The sequence below is a fragment of the Arsenicicoccus cauae genome (assembly GCF_043162025.1).
Taxonomy (GTDB): domain Bacteria; phylum Actinomycetota; class Actinomycetes; order Actinomycetales; family Dermatophilaceae; genus Arsenicicoccus; species Arsenicicoccus cauae.
Genome location: NZ_CP171001.1, coordinates 1,909,759 through 1,926,667 on the forward strand (window position 1 = coordinate 1,909,759; position 16,909 = coordinate 1,926,667).

Consider the following 16,909-nt stretch of genomic DNA (forward strand, 5'->3'; position numbering starts at 1 on the left):
GATGCAGCACTTCCTGGAGATCAGCGGCTCGATGTCCCTCGTCGGCTACGGCATCGCGACGCTCGGCCCGGCCATCGCCATCGGTCTCATCTTCGCCGCCCTGATCAACGGCATCGCCCGCCAGCCCGAGGCCGCCGGTCTCCTGCGTCCGCAGGCCATCTTCGGCTTCGCCGTGGCCGAGGCCCTCGCGATCCTGGGCTTCGTCCTCTTCTTCATCAACAACTGACGACCTCGCGCGTCACCCGCTCGAAGTCCGTCGTCTAGGTAGGAGAAGAACGTGCAGCTAACTGCCACGTCGCTCGTCGCGGCCGTGCCTGCCGCCGAGGGCGGCAACGACATGCCGCTGATCCCGCACATCCCCGAGCTCATCTTCACCATCGTGGTGTTCGCGATCCTGTGGTTCGTCGTCGCCAAGAAGGTCGTGCCCAACCTCGAGCGTGCGTATGCCGAGCGCACCACCGCGATCGAGGGCGGTATGGACAAGGCCGAGGCCGCGCAGCGCGAGGCCGAGGCCGCCCTGGCGGAGTACAAGTCGCAGCTCGCCGAGGCTCGTGACGAGGCCGCTCGCATCCGCGAGGAGGCCAAGGAGCAGGGCGCGGCGATCGTCGCGGAGATGCGTGGTCAGGCCCAGGCCGAGGCCAACCGGATCACCGAGTCGGCGCACAAGCAGATCGAGGCCGAGCGCCAGCAGGCGGTCGTCTCGCTGCGCTCCGAGGTGGGCCGCATCTCGACCGACCTGGCGAGCCGCATCGTCGGCGAGTCGCTGCACGACGAGACCCGCCAGAAGGGCATCGTCGACCGCTTCCTCGCCGAGCTCGAGTCCGGTGACATCCGTCCCCAGGCCGTCGGCAGCGGTGCCGCCACCGGCTCGTCCCGCGCCGGCGAGCAGACGGACGGGGCGTTCTGATGCAGGGCGCGTCGCGCGGAGGACTCCTCGAGAGCCGCAAGGCCCTGCAGGGCGTCCTGGAGACGGGGGCCGACTGGTCCGCCGTGTCCGAGGACCTCTTCTCGGTCGCTGGGGTCATCGACGGGTCCGCCACCCTGCGCCGCGCGCTCGCCGATCCCTCGCGGGACGCGGAGAGCAAGCGGGGCCTGGTGCGCCGCCTGCTCGAGGGCAAGGTCCAGCCCGGCACGCTCGACGTGCTCGGTGCGGTCGCCTCCCAGCGCTGGACCAGCGAGCGGGACCTGTCCGACGCCGTGGAGCGGCTGGCCGTCGAGGCCCAGGTCGCCATGTCGGAGAGCGCGGGCCGTGCGGACGACGTCGAGGAGCAGCTGTTCCGCTTCGAGCGGGCGGTCGCCGGCTCGCCCGAGCTCCGCGAGGCGCTCGGCGACCCCCAGCTCCCGGCCGAGCGCAAGGGGCAGGTCGTCGACCAGCTCCTGGCGGGCAAGGCCCACCCCGAGACGCGCCGGCTGGTCCACCAGGCCGTCGTCGCGGGACGTGGGCGCAAGGTCTCCACGGCGATCGAGGAGTACCTCGCCGTCGCCGCCACACGGCGGGAGCAGCTGAGCGCGGTAGTCACCGTCGCCAGCCCCCTCTCGCAGGAGCAGCACGACCGCCTGGCCGCGGCGCTGGGCAAGACCTACGGCCGCCCCGTCCTGCTCAAGGTCGTCCTCGACCCGCAGGTCGTCGGCGGCATCCGGGTGCAGGTCGGCGACGAGGTCGTCGACGGCACCATCGTCACCAAGCTCGACGCAGCGCGCCGCCACTTCGGCGCCTGAGTGCGGGTCCGACGCACCACCAGACACACCAACGTCGGTCCGCGCGACCGCTACGAGGAGAGAAGTTAGAGATGACGGAGCTTTCGATCCGTCCGGACGAGATCCGGGACGCCCTGGACAGCTTCGTGCAGTCGTACCAGCCTGGTGCGGCCTCGCGCGAAGAGGTCGGCCGTGTCGTCGACGCCGGTGACGGTATCGCCCACGTCGAGGGCCTGCCCTCGGCCATGACCAACGAGCTGCTCGAGTTCGAGGACGGCACGCTCGGCCTCGCGCTCAACCTCGACGTGCACGAGATCGGTGTCGTCATCCTGGGTGACTTCTCCGGGATCGAGGAGGGCCAGCCGGTCAAGCGCACCGGTGAGGTCCTGTCCGTGCCCGTGGGCGACGCCTTCCTGGGTCGCGTGGTCAACCCGTTGGGCCAGCCCATCGACGGGCTCGGCGAGATCCAGGCCGAGGCTCGCCGCGCGCTGGAGCTGCAGGCCCCCAACGTCGTGTCGCGCAAGTCGGTCCACGAGCCGATGCAGACCGGCATCAAGGCCATCGACTCGATGATCCCGATCGGTCGCGGCCAGCGCCAGCTGATCATCGGCGACCGCCAGACCGGCAAGACCACGGTCGCGGTGGACACGATCATCAACCAGCGCGCCAACTGGGAGTCCGGCGACCCCGACAAGCAGGTGCGCTGCATCTACGTCGCCATCGGCCAGAAGGGCTCCACGATCGCCTCCGTGCGCGGGACCCTCGAGGAGGCCGGCGCGATGGAGTACACCACGATCGTCGCGGCCCCCGCGTCCGACGCCGCGGGCTTCAAGTACCTCGCGCCCTACACCGGTTCGGCCATCGGCCAGCACTGGATGTATGACGGCAAGCACGTCCTCATCGTCTTCGACGACCTGTCCAAGCAGGCCGAGGCCTATCGCGCCGTGTCGCTGCTGCTGCGCCGCCCGCCGGGCCGCGAGGCCTACCCCGGCGACGTCTTCTACCTGCACAGCCGCCTGCTGGAGCGTTGCGCCAAGCTGTCCGACGACCTCGGCCACGGCTCGATGACGGGTCTGCCGATCATCGAGACCAAGGCCGGTGACGTGTCGGCCTACATCCCGACCAACGTCATCTCCATCACCGACGGGCAGATCTACCTGCAGGGCGATCTGTTCAACGCCAACGTCCGCCCGGCCGTGGACGTGGGCATCTCGGTGTCCCGCGTCGGTGGCTCCGCGCAGATCAAGGCGATGAAGGAGGTCTCTGGCCGCCTCAAGGTCGACCTGGCGCAGTTCCGCGCCATGGAGGCCTTCGCGATGTTCGCCTCGGACCTCGACCCCGCCTCGCGCCAGCAGCTGGCCCGCGGCGCCCGTCTGGTCGAGCTGCTCAAGCAGCCGCAGGCGTCGCCGATGGCCGTCGAGGACCAGGTCCTGGTCGTGTGGGCCGGCACCTCCGGCAAGCTCGACGACGTCGAGGTCGACGACGTCCGCCGCTTCGAGGCGGAGTTCGTCGACTACGTCAAGCGCGAGCGCGGCGGCATCCTCGACGCGATCCGCGAGACCAAGAAGCTCGACGACGACACCAAGTCGGCGATGGACGACGCCATGACGGCCTTCAAGCAGCAGTTCCGTCCGGGCACCGAGCACGCGGGCATCCACCCCGGCCACGAGGAGTTCGACTCCATCGAGGACGACGAGATGGACCGCGCGCAGATCGAGCGCCACTGACCTGACGCGCGCGTCGGTGCCGGGGGAGACCCCGCGGGGACACCCCGGCACCGGCCACCGTCACCAGCGGCACCCCGGACACCAGACACTCCAGGCAAGAACCCCAGGAAGGCGGCAACTACATGGGTGGGCAGATGCGGGTCTACCGCCAGCGCATCCGGTCCGTCAGCGCGACCAAGAAGATCACCAAGGCGATGGAGCTCATCGCCGCCTCCCGCGTGGTCAAGGCCCGCGAGGCCGTCATGAGCGCAGCCCCCTACACCCACGCGCTGACGCGTGCGGTGTCGGCGGCGGCGTCATACGCAGGCGAGGATCACCCGCTGACCACACGCACGAGCGAGGGCCGACGGGCCGGCGTCCTCATCATCACCAGCGACCGCGGCCTGGCCGGGGCCTACTCGGCGTCTGCGCTCAAGACCGCCAACGAGCTCATGGAGCGCCTGCGCTCCGAGGGCAAGGAGGTCGTGCCCTACCTCGTCGGTCGCAAGGCCGTGGCGTGGTTCAAGTTCCGCGACCGCCAGTACGCCGAGGCGTGGGAGGGCTTCACCGACGCGCCGAAGTTCGAGCACGCCCGGGAGATCGGCGAGCGGGTCATGCGGGACTTCCTGCGGGACAGCGAGGACGGGGAGGGCGTCGACGAGATCCACGTCGTCTACACCCGCTTCCGCACGATGGTGACGCAGCAGCCTCGCGCGCTGCGGCTCCTGCCCCTGGAGGTCGTCGAGAAGGGCCAGCGTGTCGAGGTCGACGAGGGCTTCATGGAGGAGCCCGACGACGAGGGCCTGCAGCCGCAGTTCAGCTTCGAGCCGGACGCCGAGACGGTGCTGGACGCCCTGCTGCCCAGGTACGTCACGTCGCGCATCTACACCTGCCTGCTGGGTGCGGCCGCCTCCGAGCTCGCGTCGCGCCAGCGCGCGATGAAGTCGGCGACGGACAACGCCGAGGAGCTCATCAAGACCTACACCCGCCTGGCCAACCAGGCGCGTCAGGCCGAGATCACCCAAGAGATCAGCGAAATCGTGGGCGGCGCGAACGCCCTCGCGGACGCCAAGTAAGCCGCCCAAGACAAGAAGGTAGAGACAGCCATGACTGCCACCATGAACGAGGCCCAGCAGGGCGCCCCCGCCGAGGGCGGCGTCGGCCGGGTCTCCCGCTCCATCGGCCCCGTCGTCGACGTGGAGTTCCCCGTCGACGCCATGCCCGACATGTACAACCTGCTCAAGGTCGACGTCGAGCTCGGCGGCGAGACCAAGACGCTGAACCTCGAGGTCGCCCAGCACATCGGTGACAACCTCGTGCGCGCCGTGTCCCTGCAGCCGACCGACGGCCTCGTCCGCGGCGCGACGGTGCGCGACACCGGCGGCCCGATCACCGTCCCCGTCGGCGACGTGACGCTCGGCAAGGTCTTCAACACCACCGGCGAGGTGCTCAACCTCGCCGAGGGCGAGCGCTTCGAGGTCAACGAGCGCTGGGGCATCCACCGCCAGGCGCCGGCCTTCGACCAGCTCGAGTCCAAGACGCAGATGTTCCAGACCGGCATCAAGGTCATCGACCTGCTGACGCCGTACGTGCAGGGCGGCAAGATCGGCCTGTTCGGCGGCGCCGGCGTGGGCAAGACGGTCCTCATCCAGGAGATGATCGCCCGCGTCGCCCGCGACCACGGTGGCGTGTCGGTGTTCGCCGGGGTCGGCGAGCGCACCCGCGAGGGCAACGACCTCATGGTCGAGATGGAGGAGGCCGGCGTCCTCGGGCAGACCGCCCTCGTCTTCGGCCAGATGGACGAGCCGCCGGGCACCCGCCTGCGGGTCGCCCTGTCCGCGCTGACGATGGCGGAGTACTTCCGCGACGTCCAGAAGCAGGACGTGCTGCTCTTCATCGACAACATCTTCCGCTTCACGCAGGCCGGCTCGGAGGTCTCCACCCTCCTCGGCCGTATGCCGTCCGCCGTGGGCTACCAGCCCACGCTGGCCGACGAGATGGGTGTGCTCCAGGAGCGCATCACCTCGACGCGCGGCCACTCGATCACCTCGATGCAGGCGATCTACGTGCCCGCCGACGACTACACCGACCCGGCCCCGGCCACGACCTTCGCCCACCTGGACGCGACCACCGAGCTCTCTCGCGACATCGCCTCCATGGGCATCTACCCGGCCGTGGACCCGCTGACCTCGACCTCCCGCATCCTCGACCCGCGCTACATCTCCCAGGACCACTACAGCACCGCGGTCCGCGTCAAGGGGATCCTGCAGCGCAACAAGGAGCTGCAGGACATCATCGCGATCCTCGGCATGGACGAGCTCTCCGAGGAGGACAAGATCCTCGTCAACCGGGCTCGCCGCATCCAGCGCTTCCTCTCGCAGAACACCTACGTCGCCAAGCAGTTCACCGGCATCGAGGGTTCGACGGTCCCGCTGGAGGACACCATCGAGGCGTTCACCAAGATCTGCGACGGCGACTACGACCATGTCGCCGAGCAGGCCTTCTTCATGTGCGGTGGCCTCGACGACGTCGAGCGCCAGTGGGCGGAGATCCAGAAGAACCTCTGACCTGCACCCGTCAGCACGACGGCGGGCCATCTCCTCCAGGGAGATGGCCCGCCGTCGTCGTTCCCACCCGTATGCCGGGCGCCGGTCGGATCCGTGGTCAGCGCCTGTCGCGCGCCGCCCCGAAGCGGGCGAGGAAGGCCTGCATCTCCGGTGCTGCGGTGCCCGGGGTGAACTCCTGCAGCACGGCGGCCCGCCCGGCGGCGCCCTGGGTCGCCCGGCGGGCGGGATCGGCGGCCACCTCGCGCAGCGCCTGCGCCAGCAGGTCGGCGCGTCCGGCGGGGATCACGTGCCCGGTCTGACCGTCGCGGACCAGCTCCGAGACCCCGGCGATGCTGGTGGTGACGACCGGGAGCTCGGTGGACATCGCCTCCATGAGCACGACGGGCAGGCCCTCCTGGAAGCTCGGCAGGCAGAACACGTCGGCCTCGCGGTACTCGAGGGGGAGGTCGTCCTGGCCCAGCGGCCCCACGAGCTCGACGACGTCCTCCAGCGCGCGCGCGGCGATGGTGGCGGCCAGCGTCTCGTGCAGCGGCCCGGCGCCGACCATGCGGACCCGCAGGGGGACGCCGGCGTCGCGCAGCTCGGTCACGGCGTCGAGCAGGACCGGCCCGCCCTTCTCCGGGACCAGGCGACCGACATACAGAACCCGCAGGGGCTCGCCCTCGGTCCGCACGCGGCCCTCGGGCGGCGGGGGATAGGCCTCGGGGTCGACCGTCATCCGCACGACGTCGAGCCGTGGCCACACCGCGGGGTCGACCATGCGCATGAGCTGGCTGCGGCAGAAGTCTGAGATGCAGGCGACCCCGCCCGCGGACCGGACCTTGGCGGGGAGGTCGAAGCGCTGCACGGCCTCGAACTCGGTCGGGCCGTGCATGCTGAAGCTCCAGGACCAGTCCTCGCCGAGGTCCTTCGCGAGGGCCACCGTCAGCCGGGCGACGTCGGCGGCGGCGTTGGCGAAGTGCACGTGCACGTGCCGCAGCCCTCGTCGCCGCATCTCGCGATGCAAGGTGACGGCCTCGGCGAAGTAGAACAGCTGCCAGAGGCGGGCCCTCGGTGTCAGCTCGCCGGTGCGCAGGGCCCGGGAGAGGCCGCGCAGCCAGGCGTCGGGCTGGGTGCGCAGCAGGGCCAGGTTGGCCAGGGCGGCGCGGCGCTTGTCCTTGACGACGTAGGTCGTGCGTGCGTCCTCGCGCATCGCCTGGGAGGCCAGCTGCTGCTGAGGACAGGGGTTGAGCGTGAAGGTGTCGACCCGGGTGCCACGCTCCCGGAGCGCATGCACCTCACGCTCGATGAAGGCGTGCGAGAGGGCGGGGTACTGGCTGACGAGGTAGGCGACGGCGAGGTCGTCCGACCCCTGCGGCTGGGCGGTGGTCACGGAGCTCCTAGTGGTGACGGGCTGGTCAGCGCGTGGACGTGTCACGCTCCCACGCGGCGGTCGTCGTGCGACGGGCCTCGCGTCGGGCGTAGGCCGTGACGAGCACGTAGACGAGGGCGGACGGGATCATCGTCGGACGCCGCACGATCAGGTCGACGAGGGCCTTGGAGGTCGATCGCGTCGACGTGGAGAAGTCCGTCGTGCGGCCGTCGTCGACCATGGCGCCTGGATCTTCGTGCGCCAGCTGCGCGTTGCCGCGCGCCACGCGGGTGCGCACCTTGACGAGCTGGCGGAGCGTCCGTGGGACCTGCACCTCGAAGGTGCCGTCGACGATGATCCGCTCGTCGAGGGAGAAGATGCGCTGCGCGAACAGGTCGTCGCCGAGCAGGTCGGGGAACTCGACGAAGCGGGACCGGCCGGCGCGAGACATCCCGTAGACGCCGAGGCCAACCAGCTTGTCCTGCACGTAGGGCAGCTCGGCGAAGACGTCGTAGAACGCGCGCACGGGCCAGGTGGCCCGGGCGGTGGCGAACCGCACCTGGGGCGCGGCGGCTCGCGGCAGATCCGTGTCGAGGACGTGGACCATGGCGTCCAGGGCGTCCGCGTCGAGGACGATGTCGGCGTCCAGATAGATGCGGGGGAAGGCCGTGGCGACGGCGTCGGCCGCGTTGATGGCCTGGACCTTGGAGGGGGCGGGCAGGTCCAGCACCTGCACGCCCGTATGCCGGCGGGCGCGCTCCACCGTGTCGTCGGTGCAGCCGTTGGCCGCGACGATCACCTCGAGGCGCCCGGCGCGAGCGTCTTCGTCCAGGGCCTCGAGGCAGCGGTCGATCACCCCGCCCTCGTCGTGGGCGGGGATGATCACGGAGGCGCGTGGAGCATCGAGGGGCGTGCTCACGGGCGAACGTCCTCGTAGGTGCGGCCGGTCTCGCGGTCCTTGGCGGCGAGCCGCCGGGCATAGACGGCGCCGAGCGCAGGCGCCCTGCGCAGGACCTCGGCCTTGAGCCTGATGCGTCGAGCGCTGGGCATGAGCTGCGAGGCCACGGCGAAGTGCTCTGCGGCCGTCGGCACGTCACCGCGCCGTAGCGCGGACTCGCCGAGATCGACCTGCTGCACGGCCGAGCCTCGCTCGAGCCGCAGGTCCAGGAATCGGCGCTCCTCGGTGCTGAGACTCGCACCGTGGAGCTCCGCCACGTGGGCGAGGACCTGCTGCTCTCCGGCATACATGCGCTCGCTCTGCGTGGAGAGCGAGCCGGCGGCACGGCGGTAGAGCGCGTGGTGCGCCGTGACGAAGCGGGCGGTCCAGCCGGCGTAGATGGCGCGCGCCCAGAAGTCGTAGTCCTCGCAGACCCGCATCGACTCGTCGAAGCCACCGATCTCCTCCCACATCCGTCGCGGGAAGACGGAGAAGACCGAGACGAAGTTGTTCTCCAGGATGCGTCGGCGCTGCTCGGCCGCCGCAGGCGTTCCTGAGGGGAGGACGGTGCGGCCCTGCACGATGCCGGCGCCACTCATCAGATGCGCGTCGCAGGTGACGAAGGTGCGCTCGTCCCCGTCCGCCAGCCAGCTGTCGACCGCCGTCTGCACGTACGGCGGTAGAAGGATGTCGTCGGCGTCCAGCAGCGCGACCAGCTCACCGCGAGCTTCGCGGATGGCCGAGTTACGGGCACCCGGCAGGCCCCGGTTCTCCTGGGTGACCACCCGGACGAGGTCCCCGTAGGCCGCGGCGATGGCCCCGGTCCGGTCGTTCGAGCCATCGTTGGTGATGACGACCTCGATGTTCGGGTACGTCTGGGTGAGTGCGCTCGTCACGGCTGCGCCGAGGTAGGCCTCGGCCTGGTATGCCGGGATGATCACCGACACGAGCGGCTGGCGCGCTGGCATGGGTACTCCAATTCGTCGGCCGTGGGTGAGTCTAGTTCGGGGGGATCGGCAGAGGTCATGACCAGCATGCCAGCCCACCGCAGGTGCGCTCGCTCCGCGTGCGCACGGCCTACATCCTGTCATCTGGTGGGCGGCCTCGTGAGTGATTCTCGGCAGCCGGGGCCCTCTGACGTGCACAAAGATCCTGGAAGCTGGTGGGTCGAGGCGCGCGCGCTCGTAGGATGGTCGGGTGCTCCTCATCGTTCATGCTGCCCCTTCGCGCCCTGACGCGGACATGTCTGTGCCCCGAGGGGTGTGCGCGTGACGGCAGGTCCGGACGATGCCCCGGCGACGCCCAAGGGATCCACGTCGGCGGCCCGGGTGCTTCTCAGGGGTGCGAGCTGGCAGTCGCTGGCCTTCCTGGTGCCCCTGGCCCTGAACCTCATCCTGACCCCGTTCGTCTTCCACGGACTGGGTGTCGAGGCGTACGGCAAGTTCCTGGTCGTCAACAGCCTGGCCACGGCCATGGGTACCTTCGACGGGGGGATCGGGGCGAGCGCCCAGCGCTACTTCACCATCTACGCCGGTCGGGACGCCCGAGACGAGATGACCCGGCTGCTGGTTTCCCTGATCGGGATCGTGACCCTGGTGTCGGTGGTCGTCTTCACCGGCCTGTGGATGGCCTCACCGGCCATCGTGAGGTTCTTCAGGACGTCGGCCGAGCTCGAGGCCGAGACCACCTTCCTGCTACGGACCATGGTGGTCGTGGTCGGGGTCGCGCTGGTGCGGCAGCTCTTCGCCTGCGTGCTCTACAGCATGCAGAAGTTCTCGATCCCGAGCATCACAGGGATGATCGGCCACGCCATCTACGCCGCCGGCATGGTCTGGACCGTCAGGTCCGACCTCGGTCTGTACGGCGTCGCCTACACGTTCATGGCGCAGCAGGTGCTCAGCACCGTGGTGATCATTCCGTCCGCCATGCGCTTCCTGACCCGCAGCGGAGTGCGGTTCATCTCGGGCAGCGAGCTCAAGGACTTCTTCAGCTATGCCTGGAAGGCACAGATCGCCAGCGTGCTGGAGATGGCCGGCCTCCAGGGCGACATGCTGATCGTCGGACGGTTCGCGGCTGCACAGGTCGGCATCTTCGGCCCCGGGTCCCAGTTCGCCTTCCAGCTGCGGTCGTTGCCGGCCAACGCCGCAGGCACGCCGATGCAGGCGCTGATCGGTCGATGGGTGGGGGAGTCGGGCGAGGACGCGACTCTCCCGCGATTCGAGAAGCTGCAGCGTCTGTGGGTCAAGTTCGTCTCCGGCTGGGTTGCCGTGGGCGTGCCTGCCTGCCTCTTCGGCGTCACCGAGTGGCTCCGGCTGGACACCTCCCTGCCCGGCCAGGTGGCCGCTCTGGCGCTGGTGGGTCACTTCTTCCCGTTGCTGGCGATCCCCACGATCCTGTGGGTCCTGACCCTGGGGCGACCGGAGCTGGACATGCGGTACGGCCTGGTCAACGTCACGCTGAACCTCGGCCTCACGGTCGCGTTCATCATCCCGTTCGGGGTGCTGGGCTCCGTGGCCGCCACGGTCATCGCCCAGCTGATCTCGTTCCTCTTCCTGCTCAGGCAGGTTCGCCTGCGCCTGCCGCAGCGCCCTCGGACGCCGCTCGCGGAGGTTCCCTGGGCAGAGATGGCTCTCACTGCGTCGGTGTCCTATCTCTGCGTCTACGGCATGAGCCTGGTCATCGAGGCCGGCTTCATCCCCCAGGGCGCACTCGCCTTGGTGTGCTGCGGACTGGCGGCGGCGCCTGCGGGAATCATCTACGTCCTGTTGGTCGTTGGGCCACGAGAGATCAAGGACATGCTCGACCGGCGCCGTTCCGGACGCGACCTCGTGGCCTGACACCGATGCCCGAGAACCACTGCTCGACGAACCTGGGGACATGACATGACCACGAGACCCGCTCGCCGATCGCTGGGTGCTGCAGCGATCGTCCTGACCATGGGCGGGCTAGCCGCCTGCACCGGCTCGCCCGACTCGCCCGACACGCCGAGGTCGCCGTCCGCGACCCCGACGACGTCGACCGGCAGCGGCAGCAGGACGCAGATGGCTCGTGCCGAGGCGCCGACGAAGGTCGCGTCGCCCAAGGCCGCCAACACGCCGCCGAGCCGGCTGTTCGCCCCGGACAACGTGTTCAAGCTGGACATCACCAAGGCGCCGCTCGACAAGGACAGCGCCGCCATGATCAAGAACCTGCAGGGTCAGATCACCCCCCACTGGGGTGGGGTCGCCGCGTTCAACACGGACCAGTACAACGCGAGCTACTACGTGGTGGACAGCACCACTCCCAAGCAGGACGTCGCGTTCTACGACTGCCAGAAGAAGGGTGGGGCCCCGGCCGGCATCCTGGACGGCCCGGCCATGTTCAAGCAGGTGCCGATCCCGGCCAATGCCCAGCCGGCCAACGGGACGGACAAGGCGCTGTCGATCTACAACCGGGACACCGACCAGCTCTGGGAGTTCTGGGTCATGGAACGCACCAAGGGCGCGAAGCCGGGCTGGAGAGCGTGCTGGGGAGGCCGGATCGACCAGGTCTCGACGGCGCCGGGCTACTACGACCACCCGTTCGGGGTCGCCGCGTCCGGGCTCGCCCACGTCGGCTACATGGTCACGATCGATGAGGCCCGCAAGCGACAGATCGACCATGCCATGGGGCTCGTCCTGATCAGCACCGGCGATCCCAGCCGGACCTGGTATCCCGCTAACCGCAGCGACGGCAACTCCACCGACCCCACGGCCATCCCCGAGGGTGCGCGGCTGCGGCTCGACCCGTCCGTCGACGTCGAGAAGCTCCAGATCTCACCCATGGCCAAGGCGATCGCGCGCGCAGCCCAGAAGTACGGCTTCATCGTCGTGGACACGGCGGGCGCGGTATCCGTCATCGCAGAGTCGGGTCAGCGGGAGAAGGCTGCGACGGGCACGGACCCCTGGCCCCAGATCCTCGGGGGCCAGCCGAACTACAAGGCCCTCGAGGGATTCCCGTGGGACAAGGTGCAGGTGGTCCAGCGGGAGTACGGCAAGCCGGCCAGCTGACCGTACGTTGCGCAGCGAGAAGGCGCCCCCGCCCTGGTGGGTGGAGGCGCCTTCCGTTGTGTCGCCGGGATGGATCCTCACGGTCCTCAGCGGCGGCGGATCTCACGCGCAGGGGCGCCCGCCATGACGGCCCCGGGGGCCACCTCGCCGCGCACGACCGAATGGGCCGCGATGACCGCGCCGTCGCCGATCCGGGCACCGGGCAGGATCGTGCAGCCGGCGCCGATCCAGACGTCGTCACCGATGACCACCCCGTCCCCGGACCACGGCTGGTCCACGATCCTGGTGCCCGCCTCGATGCCGTGGTTGGACCCGATGATCGACGAGTGCTGGCTGATCAGGCAGTCCTGGCCGATGACGATCGGCGCGCCCGAGCAGCGGATGTTGTTGAACTCGCCGACGTAGGTGCGGTCCCCGATCACGAGCCTGGCGCCCGACAGACCGCCGCCGTCGTCGCAGAACACGACGGTAGGCCCCGAGATGTACACGCCCTTGCCCAGCGCGACGCGGGTCGGATCGCCACGGAAGATGGCTCGTGCCGTCACGTAGGCACCCGGGTTCCTCCGGCGGAGCTGCTCCTTGGGGAGCCACTCCTCCCGAGCGAGTCGGTAGACGTCCTTGAGGCCCATGGCTACCTTCCTGTCCCTGCGGGATCCGCTGCGTCGTTCGCTCGCTCTGCCAGGGCACCGGCGTCGCGCACCGGGCGCTTGATCATGAACTCCCGGCCCGCGATGCCGGCGACGAGCCAGACCAAAGTGTTGGGCAGCGGGAAGGGGTTGGGGCTGGTCATCGTGGGCACCAGCCAGGCGAAGAACGCCATCACGACGAACAGCCACCAGCCGTAGTGCTCGGGCGTCCGACGATCGGGGCGCAGCAGCACGATGAAGGGGCCCGCCAGGCACACCACGGCCCACAGGAGGCCGCCAACCAGACCGGTCTCCACGGCACGGGAGAGGAAGACGTTGTGGATCTCGATGGTGACGGTGGTGATGGGGTAGACCGGCGACTGCCGTACCCACTCGACGCCGTGGTCGATGAAGGTCGACCAGCCGACACCGAACAGAGGGTTCTGGTCCAGCGCACGCCAGCCGGCCTCGTACGTGTTGGCGCGGTCGTAGAGCGACCGCGACGTGCTGAACCGGGAGGTCACCAGCTCGTAGACCGTCGGGATCGCCACCACGGCGGCCGTACCCACGACGGCCACGGCGACCCCGGCAGGAACCAGCCAACGGCGCAGGGCCGGCACGAGGAGGGTCACGGCGAGGATCCCCAGGAGGGCGCCGGCCCAGGCCGAGCGGGTGGCCGTCAGCATGACACCGACCATGCATGCCGGGATGGTGACGAGCGCCAGCCAGCGCCACGGCCCGCGGAAGCGATACACCGCGAACCCAGCGGCGAACATGCACAGGTTCATGGTGAAGCCGTTGGCCTCGCCGGTCAGGAACGGGCCCACCGCCCGGCTGTCCCCCGCCACGAGCGGGTTCGTGTCGAGGAAGTCGACGATGTACCGGGGAAAGACCAGCTGGCGGGGGCCGACGATGGTGAACCAGGCGTTGGTGCCGAGGTACAGCCCCATCGGGACGAGGGTCTTGAGCAAGAGGTCCCGGCGTCGCCTGGTGGTGAAGACCAGGGCCCCGACGAGCAGCATGACGAAGGGAACGATGATGCGGTCCAGCAGGGCATAGAAGCCTTGGGACGTGAACAAGGTGTTGGCCGTCAGCGCCGACCAAGCCGTCCAGAGAGCGGTGAAGATCATGACTCCGTAGACCGGGCGCCAGCGCAGCCGGTCTCGCGCCGGCTCGAGGAGCAGGAGCGTCAGCGTCCCGAGGAGCATCACCCGGTCGAGGGGCACGGGGATGCCCAGGGAACCCCACTGGCCGGAGAACATGTTGGCCACCAGGTAGGCCAGCATGAGCCAGACGTAGAGCGGGACCGGCTCGGCCCCCACCGGTCGCGCGGTGGGGGTCGGCGCCGTGGCGACCTCGGTCACGCCTCGTCGCCTCGGGTGGCGCCGTGGTCGCGCAGGACGTCCACCTCGTGCTGCCCGCCCTGCCCGTGCCGGCCGACGACAACCGCCTCCGCGCGGCGCCCGGAGCGAGCGTTGCGGCGGTCGAGCAGCACGGCGAGCAGGAGCGCAAGACCGAGGCCGAGGACCAGGCCGCCGAGGGCATAGCGCTGCTGGTTGGAGGCCTTGGTCGACTCCGCGAGCTCGGCGGGCTTGACGACGATCAGGTTGGCGGCCTGGGAGCCCTGGGAGATCTGCTGACGGTACTTCTCCGACAGGGCGTCCATCTGCGCCTGCAGGACGGCTGTGCGCGACGCCGTCTGTGCAGCCCTCTGCTGGGCGGCGGCGACGGTGGCAGCCGGCCGATCCGCGCCGATGGCGCGCTGAGCGGTCGTGTTGGCGGCCTCGCTGGCTGCCTTGGCCTGGCCCCAGTCGGAGGCGACCTTGTTCAGCTGCTGGAGCGTGACGGCGGGGTCGCTCTCGCCCTTCTTGGAATTGACGGCCTCAGCGAGGTCGTCGGCAGCCTTCTGAGCCGACTGGACGGCAGCTTCCTTGTCCGGGCTCTTGGCCTCGATGCGGATGACGTTGGAGTCCGGGATGGGGGAGGCCGTGACCTCGGTGCCGGCTGGGATGTCGCCCTTGCCCTCGACGCCACGATCGTTGACCCACCGGGCGTAGTTGGCAGCCATCTGCTGGGTGGCCTGAGGAAATCCTGTGATAGCCCCGGCTGAGATGTTGCCGCTGCCCACGGTGGTGCGTGCCTCGGCGGTGTAGATGGGTGCCTTCGCCGCACCGAGCATGTAGCCCACGACGGCCAGCGCGAGCGGAATGGCCAGCGCGAGCCACCACCGCTTGGCGAGCGCCGAGAGTGGGGAGGACGGGGTGGGCTGGGGGTGTGCTGTGGTCACGAGACTCCTTCAGAGGGACGGTCGGACCGTCGTGGTGCTGTCGTTGGTGGTATCAGTGGTCGGTCGTTGGTGCAGGCGCCGCGTCGACCTGCCGCCCGGCAGCCACGACGTAGGCCTCTCTGCGCCGGCGGCTCACGCGCGTGCCCATCCCCAGGGGGAGCATGCTGAGCAGCGCGACCGAGATCGCGGCCGGCGTCGGGCGCACGCGGAGGCTGTCCAGAGCCGACCTCCGGGCGCGGCGTCCGTCGCCCAGCAGCAGATACTCGCGCGCCAACCTGGCATCGTCCTGAGCCATCCGCTGGCGGAAGACGTCCGCGTCACCGTGCCGACCCGATGCCATGGCCTCACGAAGGATCCACTGGGAGGCCTCCAGGCTCGGGACGACGTTCTTGACGCTGTCGTTGGCGCCGTGGATCCGGTAGCGCACCAATGCGCGCCGCACGTACCAGCTCGACGCTGCGTCCTCGGCGGCCGACAACACAAGGAAGAAGTCGTACGACGTCCCCGCCTGCGCAGGAACGGCATCCCAGTCGATGGCCGAGCGGCGGAGCAGCGCCCCGGCCAAGGTCACGGCGCCCTGGGCCGCGATCGCGCTGAAAGGTGTGTGCAACCCCTCAGGCAAGGACTCTCGGTGGGTGTCGTGCTGCAAGGTGGTGGTCGCCTCGACCAGGGGCCGGCCGGCGACGTCGACGAGCTGGAGGTCGCAGAACGACGCGGTCAGCTCGGGGCGGCCTGCGAAGGGGGCCGCGAGCGTCTCGAGCGCATCCGGCTCGAAGGCGTCGTCGTCGTCGAGCTTGATCACCAGCTCGCCGCTGGCCCGGCGGAAGCCGTCGATCGCGTTGGCCATCATCCCGATGTTCTCCGGACGGCCGACGTAGGTGATGCGGTCGTCGTCGAACGAGGTCACCACCTCGCGGGTCTCGGGGTCGTCGGCGTTGTCGCAGACGATGACCTCCAGGTCCCGCAGGGTCTGTCCGAGGACCGACCCCAGGGCCTCGCGCAGCATCGCGGGCCGCTTGTACGTCGGCACGACGACGGAGACCAGTGGCGGTCTGTCGTTCGCGGTCATGGTCGTCTCCCCCCAGAGGTGCTGGCACCACCCAGCGGCGACTCGCTCGAGCCCCATGCCTGGCTGGTCTTGGCATTCAGCGTCCAGGTTACCCAGCGTGGTCGTCTGACGGCAGCCTCTTGTCGAAGCCCACTCCATGTGTGGAATCAGGTGCTTCGTAGTAGTCGGAAATTACGCAATGTGTAAGCACAAGATGGGCATCTAGTCACCTTTCACCATTCTTTCGGACTAGTCACCACGCAACGGACAGCATCGTGGATTTCGTCCTCCCGGCGCGGTCCGTGGCTCCTCGTCCGGGCTTGTAGCATGAGACGAATCGTCCCCGAGGGTGGAGGAGCCTTCCGTGCCACTGCAGGTCCAACTCGTCTCCGCGGATCGTCCGGTCTGGGAGGGCGAGGCCTCCGCCGTCACCGCCCGCACCACCGAGGGCGAGCTCGGCATCCTGCCGGGCCACGCACCGCTGCTGGGTGTCCTGGTCGAGGGTCAGGTCTCCATCACCTCCGGCGAGGGGCGCCAGGTCGTCCAGATCGACTCCGGCTTCCTCTCCGTGCACGACGACAAGGTGACGTTGGTCGCGGAGCACGTTGACACCGACGCGGCACCTCGCGCCGAGCGCCACTAGGTCGCGACGGTGGCGGGC

The 16,909-nt window shown here is 69.7% G+C and carries 16 protein-coding genes; 9 read left to right on the forward strand and 7 right to left on the reverse strand.

Annotated features, from left to right (window positions below):
• Positions 1–13: 13 nt before the first annotated feature.
• The 6 genes from ACF3NS_RS08945 (at position 14) to atpD (ending at position 5,971) form a co-directional block, all read left to right on the forward strand.
• Positions 14–226, forward strand: coding sequence for a F0F1 ATP synthase subunit C (locus ACF3NS_RS08945; RefSeq protein WP_205621819.1), 213 nt, complete (start codon positions 14–16; stop codon positions 224–226).
• 51 nt (positions 227–277) lie between these two features.
• Complete coding sequence (locus ACF3NS_RS08950) at positions 278–907, forward strand: F0F1 ATP synthase subunit B (protein WP_392465595.1); 630 nt, start codon at positions 278–280, stop codon at positions 905–907.
• A complete protein-coding gene (locus tag ACF3NS_RS08955) occupies positions 907–1,719 on the forward strand; it encodes a F0F1 ATP synthase subunit delta (RefSeq protein WP_154593523.1) in 813 nt (270 codons plus the stop codon). Before ACF3NS_RS08950 ends, ACF3NS_RS08955 begins: the two co-directional genes overlap by 1 nt.
• Before the next feature lie 71 nt (positions 1,720–1,790).
• Complete coding sequence (gene atpA / locus ACF3NS_RS08960) at positions 1,791–3,425, forward strand: F0F1 ATP synthase subunit alpha (protein ID WP_154593522.1); 1,635 nt, start codon at positions 1,791–1,793, stop codon at positions 3,423–3,425.
• A gap of 122 nt (positions 3,426–3,547) precedes the next feature.
• A complete protein-coding gene (locus ACF3NS_RS08965; RefSeq protein WP_288798532.1) occupies positions 3,548–4,480 on the forward strand; it encodes a F0F1 ATP synthase subunit gamma in 933 nt (310 codons plus the stop codon).
• Between the two features lie 30 nt (positions 4,481–4,510).
• The gene (gene atpD, locus ACF3NS_RS08970) at positions 4,511–5,971 is read left to right on the forward strand and encodes a F0F1 ATP synthase subunit beta (protein WP_392465597.1); all 1,461 of its coding nucleotides are present in this window, start codon (positions 4,511–4,513) and stop codon (positions 5,969–5,971) included.
• Between the two features lie 97 nt (positions 5,972–6,068).
• Here the strand turns inward: atpD and ACF3NS_RS08975 are convergent, their stop codons facing one another.
• From ACF3NS_RS08975 to ACF3NS_RS08985, 3 genes are read right to left on the reverse strand one after another with little or no spacing between them, the layout of a single operon-like run.
• Positions 6,069–7,343 (reverse strand): glycosyltransferase family 4 protein, encoded by a 1,275-nt coding sequence (locus ACF3NS_RS08975; protein WP_288798432.1) that lies wholly within the window; start codon positions 7,341–7,343, stop codon positions 6,069–6,071.
• A 25-nt stretch (positions 7,344–7,368) separates the two neighbouring features.
• On the reverse strand, positions 7,369–8,241 hold the full coding sequence (locus ACF3NS_RS08980) for a glycosyltransferase (RefSeq protein ID WP_392465599.1): 873 nt from the start codon (positions 8,239–8,241) through the stop codon (positions 7,369–7,371).
• Positions 8,238–9,227, reverse strand: coding sequence for a glycosyltransferase (locus tag ACF3NS_RS08985; protein WP_288798434.1), 990 nt, complete (start codon positions 9,225–9,227; stop codon positions 8,238–8,240). Before ACF3NS_RS08985 ends, ACF3NS_RS08980 begins: the two co-directional genes overlap by 4 nt.
• A gap of 300 nt (positions 9,228–9,527) precedes the next feature.
• On the opposite strand from ACF3NS_RS08985, the gene ACF3NS_RS08990 reads away from it, so the two are divergent.
• Both ACF3NS_RS08990 and ACF3NS_RS08995 read left to right on the forward strand, forming a co-directional pair.
• Entirely contained in the window at positions 9,528–11,096 is a 1,569-nt protein-coding gene (locus ACF3NS_RS08990; protein ID WP_288798435.1) for an oligosaccharide flippase family protein, read from the forward strand.
• 45 nt (positions 11,097–11,141) lie between these two features.
• A complete protein-coding gene (locus ACF3NS_RS08995) occupies positions 11,142–12,287 on the forward strand; it encodes a hypothetical protein (RefSeq protein ID WP_392465602.1) in 1,146 nt (381 codons plus the stop codon).
• Positions 12,288–12,373: 86 nt separating this feature from the next.
• On the opposite strand, the gene ACF3NS_RS09000 is transcribed toward ACF3NS_RS08995, so the two are convergent.
• Genes ACF3NS_RS09000 through ACF3NS_RS09015 form a run of 4 tightly spaced genes read right to left on the reverse strand, consistent with a single transcriptional unit; the run spans position 12,374 to position 16,269 of the window.
• Entirely contained in the window at positions 12,374–12,916 is a 543-nt protein-coding gene (locus ACF3NS_RS09000; protein WP_392465605.1) for an acyltransferase, read from the reverse strand.
• Positions 12,917–12,918: 2 nt separating this feature from the next.
• Positions 12,919–14,277: an O-antigen ligase family protein gene (locus tag ACF3NS_RS09005; protein WP_392465606.1), complete on the reverse strand. Its 1,359-nt coding sequence runs from the start codon at positions 14,275–14,277 to the stop codon at positions 12,919–12,921.
• Positions 14,274–15,200, reverse strand: coding sequence for a hypothetical protein (locus ACF3NS_RS09010; protein ID WP_392465607.1), 927 nt, complete (start codon positions 15,198–15,200; stop codon positions 14,274–14,276). Before ACF3NS_RS09010 ends, ACF3NS_RS09005 begins: the two co-directional genes overlap by 4 nt.
• Before the next feature lie 52 nt (positions 15,201–15,252).
• A complete protein-coding gene (locus ACF3NS_RS09015; protein WP_392465608.1) occupies positions 15,253–16,269 on the reverse strand; it encodes a glycosyltransferase family 2 protein in 1,017 nt (338 codons plus the stop codon).
• A 343-nt stretch (positions 16,270–16,612) separates the two neighbouring features.
• Here ACF3NS_RS09015 and ACF3NS_RS09020 point away from each other — a divergent pair, with 343 nt between their 5' ends.
• Positions 16,613–16,891: a F0F1 ATP synthase subunit epsilon gene (locus ACF3NS_RS09020; RefSeq protein WP_019285651.1), complete on the forward strand. Its 279-nt coding sequence runs from the start codon at positions 16,613–16,615 to the stop codon at positions 16,889–16,891.
• Positions 16,892–16,909: the final 18 nt, after the last annotated feature.

Coding starts and splice junctions, on each gene's coding strand:
- ACF3NS_RS09015 (WP_392465608.1), bottom strand. CDS start 16,269: ATGACCGCGAACGACAGACCGCCACTGGTCTCCGTCGTCGTGCCGACG.
- ACF3NS_RS08995 (WP_392465602.1), top strand. CDS start 11,142: ATGACCACGAGACCCGCTCGCCGATCGCTGGGTGCTGCAGCGATCGTC.
- ACF3NS_RS09000 (WP_392465605.1), bottom strand. CDS start 12,916: ATGGGCCTCAAGGACGTCTACCGACTCGCTCGGGAGGAGTGGCTCCCC.
- ACF3NS_RS08965 (WP_288798532.1), top strand. CDS start 3,548: ATGGGTGGGCAGATGCGGGTCTACCGCCAGCGCATCCGGTCCGTCAGC.
- atpD (WP_392465597.1), top strand. CDS start 4,511: ATGACTGCCACCATGAACGAGGCCCAGCAGGGCGCCCCCGCCGAGGGC.
- ACF3NS_RS08985 (WP_288798434.1), bottom strand. CDS start 9,227: ATGCCAGCGCGCCAGCCGCTCGTGTCGGTGATCATCCCGGCATACCAG.
- atpA (WP_154593522.1), top strand. CDS start 1,791: ATGACGGAGCTTTCGATCCGTCCGGACGAGATCCGGGACGCCCTGGAC.
- ACF3NS_RS08955 (WP_154593523.1), top strand. CDS start 907: ATGCAGGGCGCGTCGCGCGGAGGACTCCTCGAGAGCCGCAAGGCCCTG.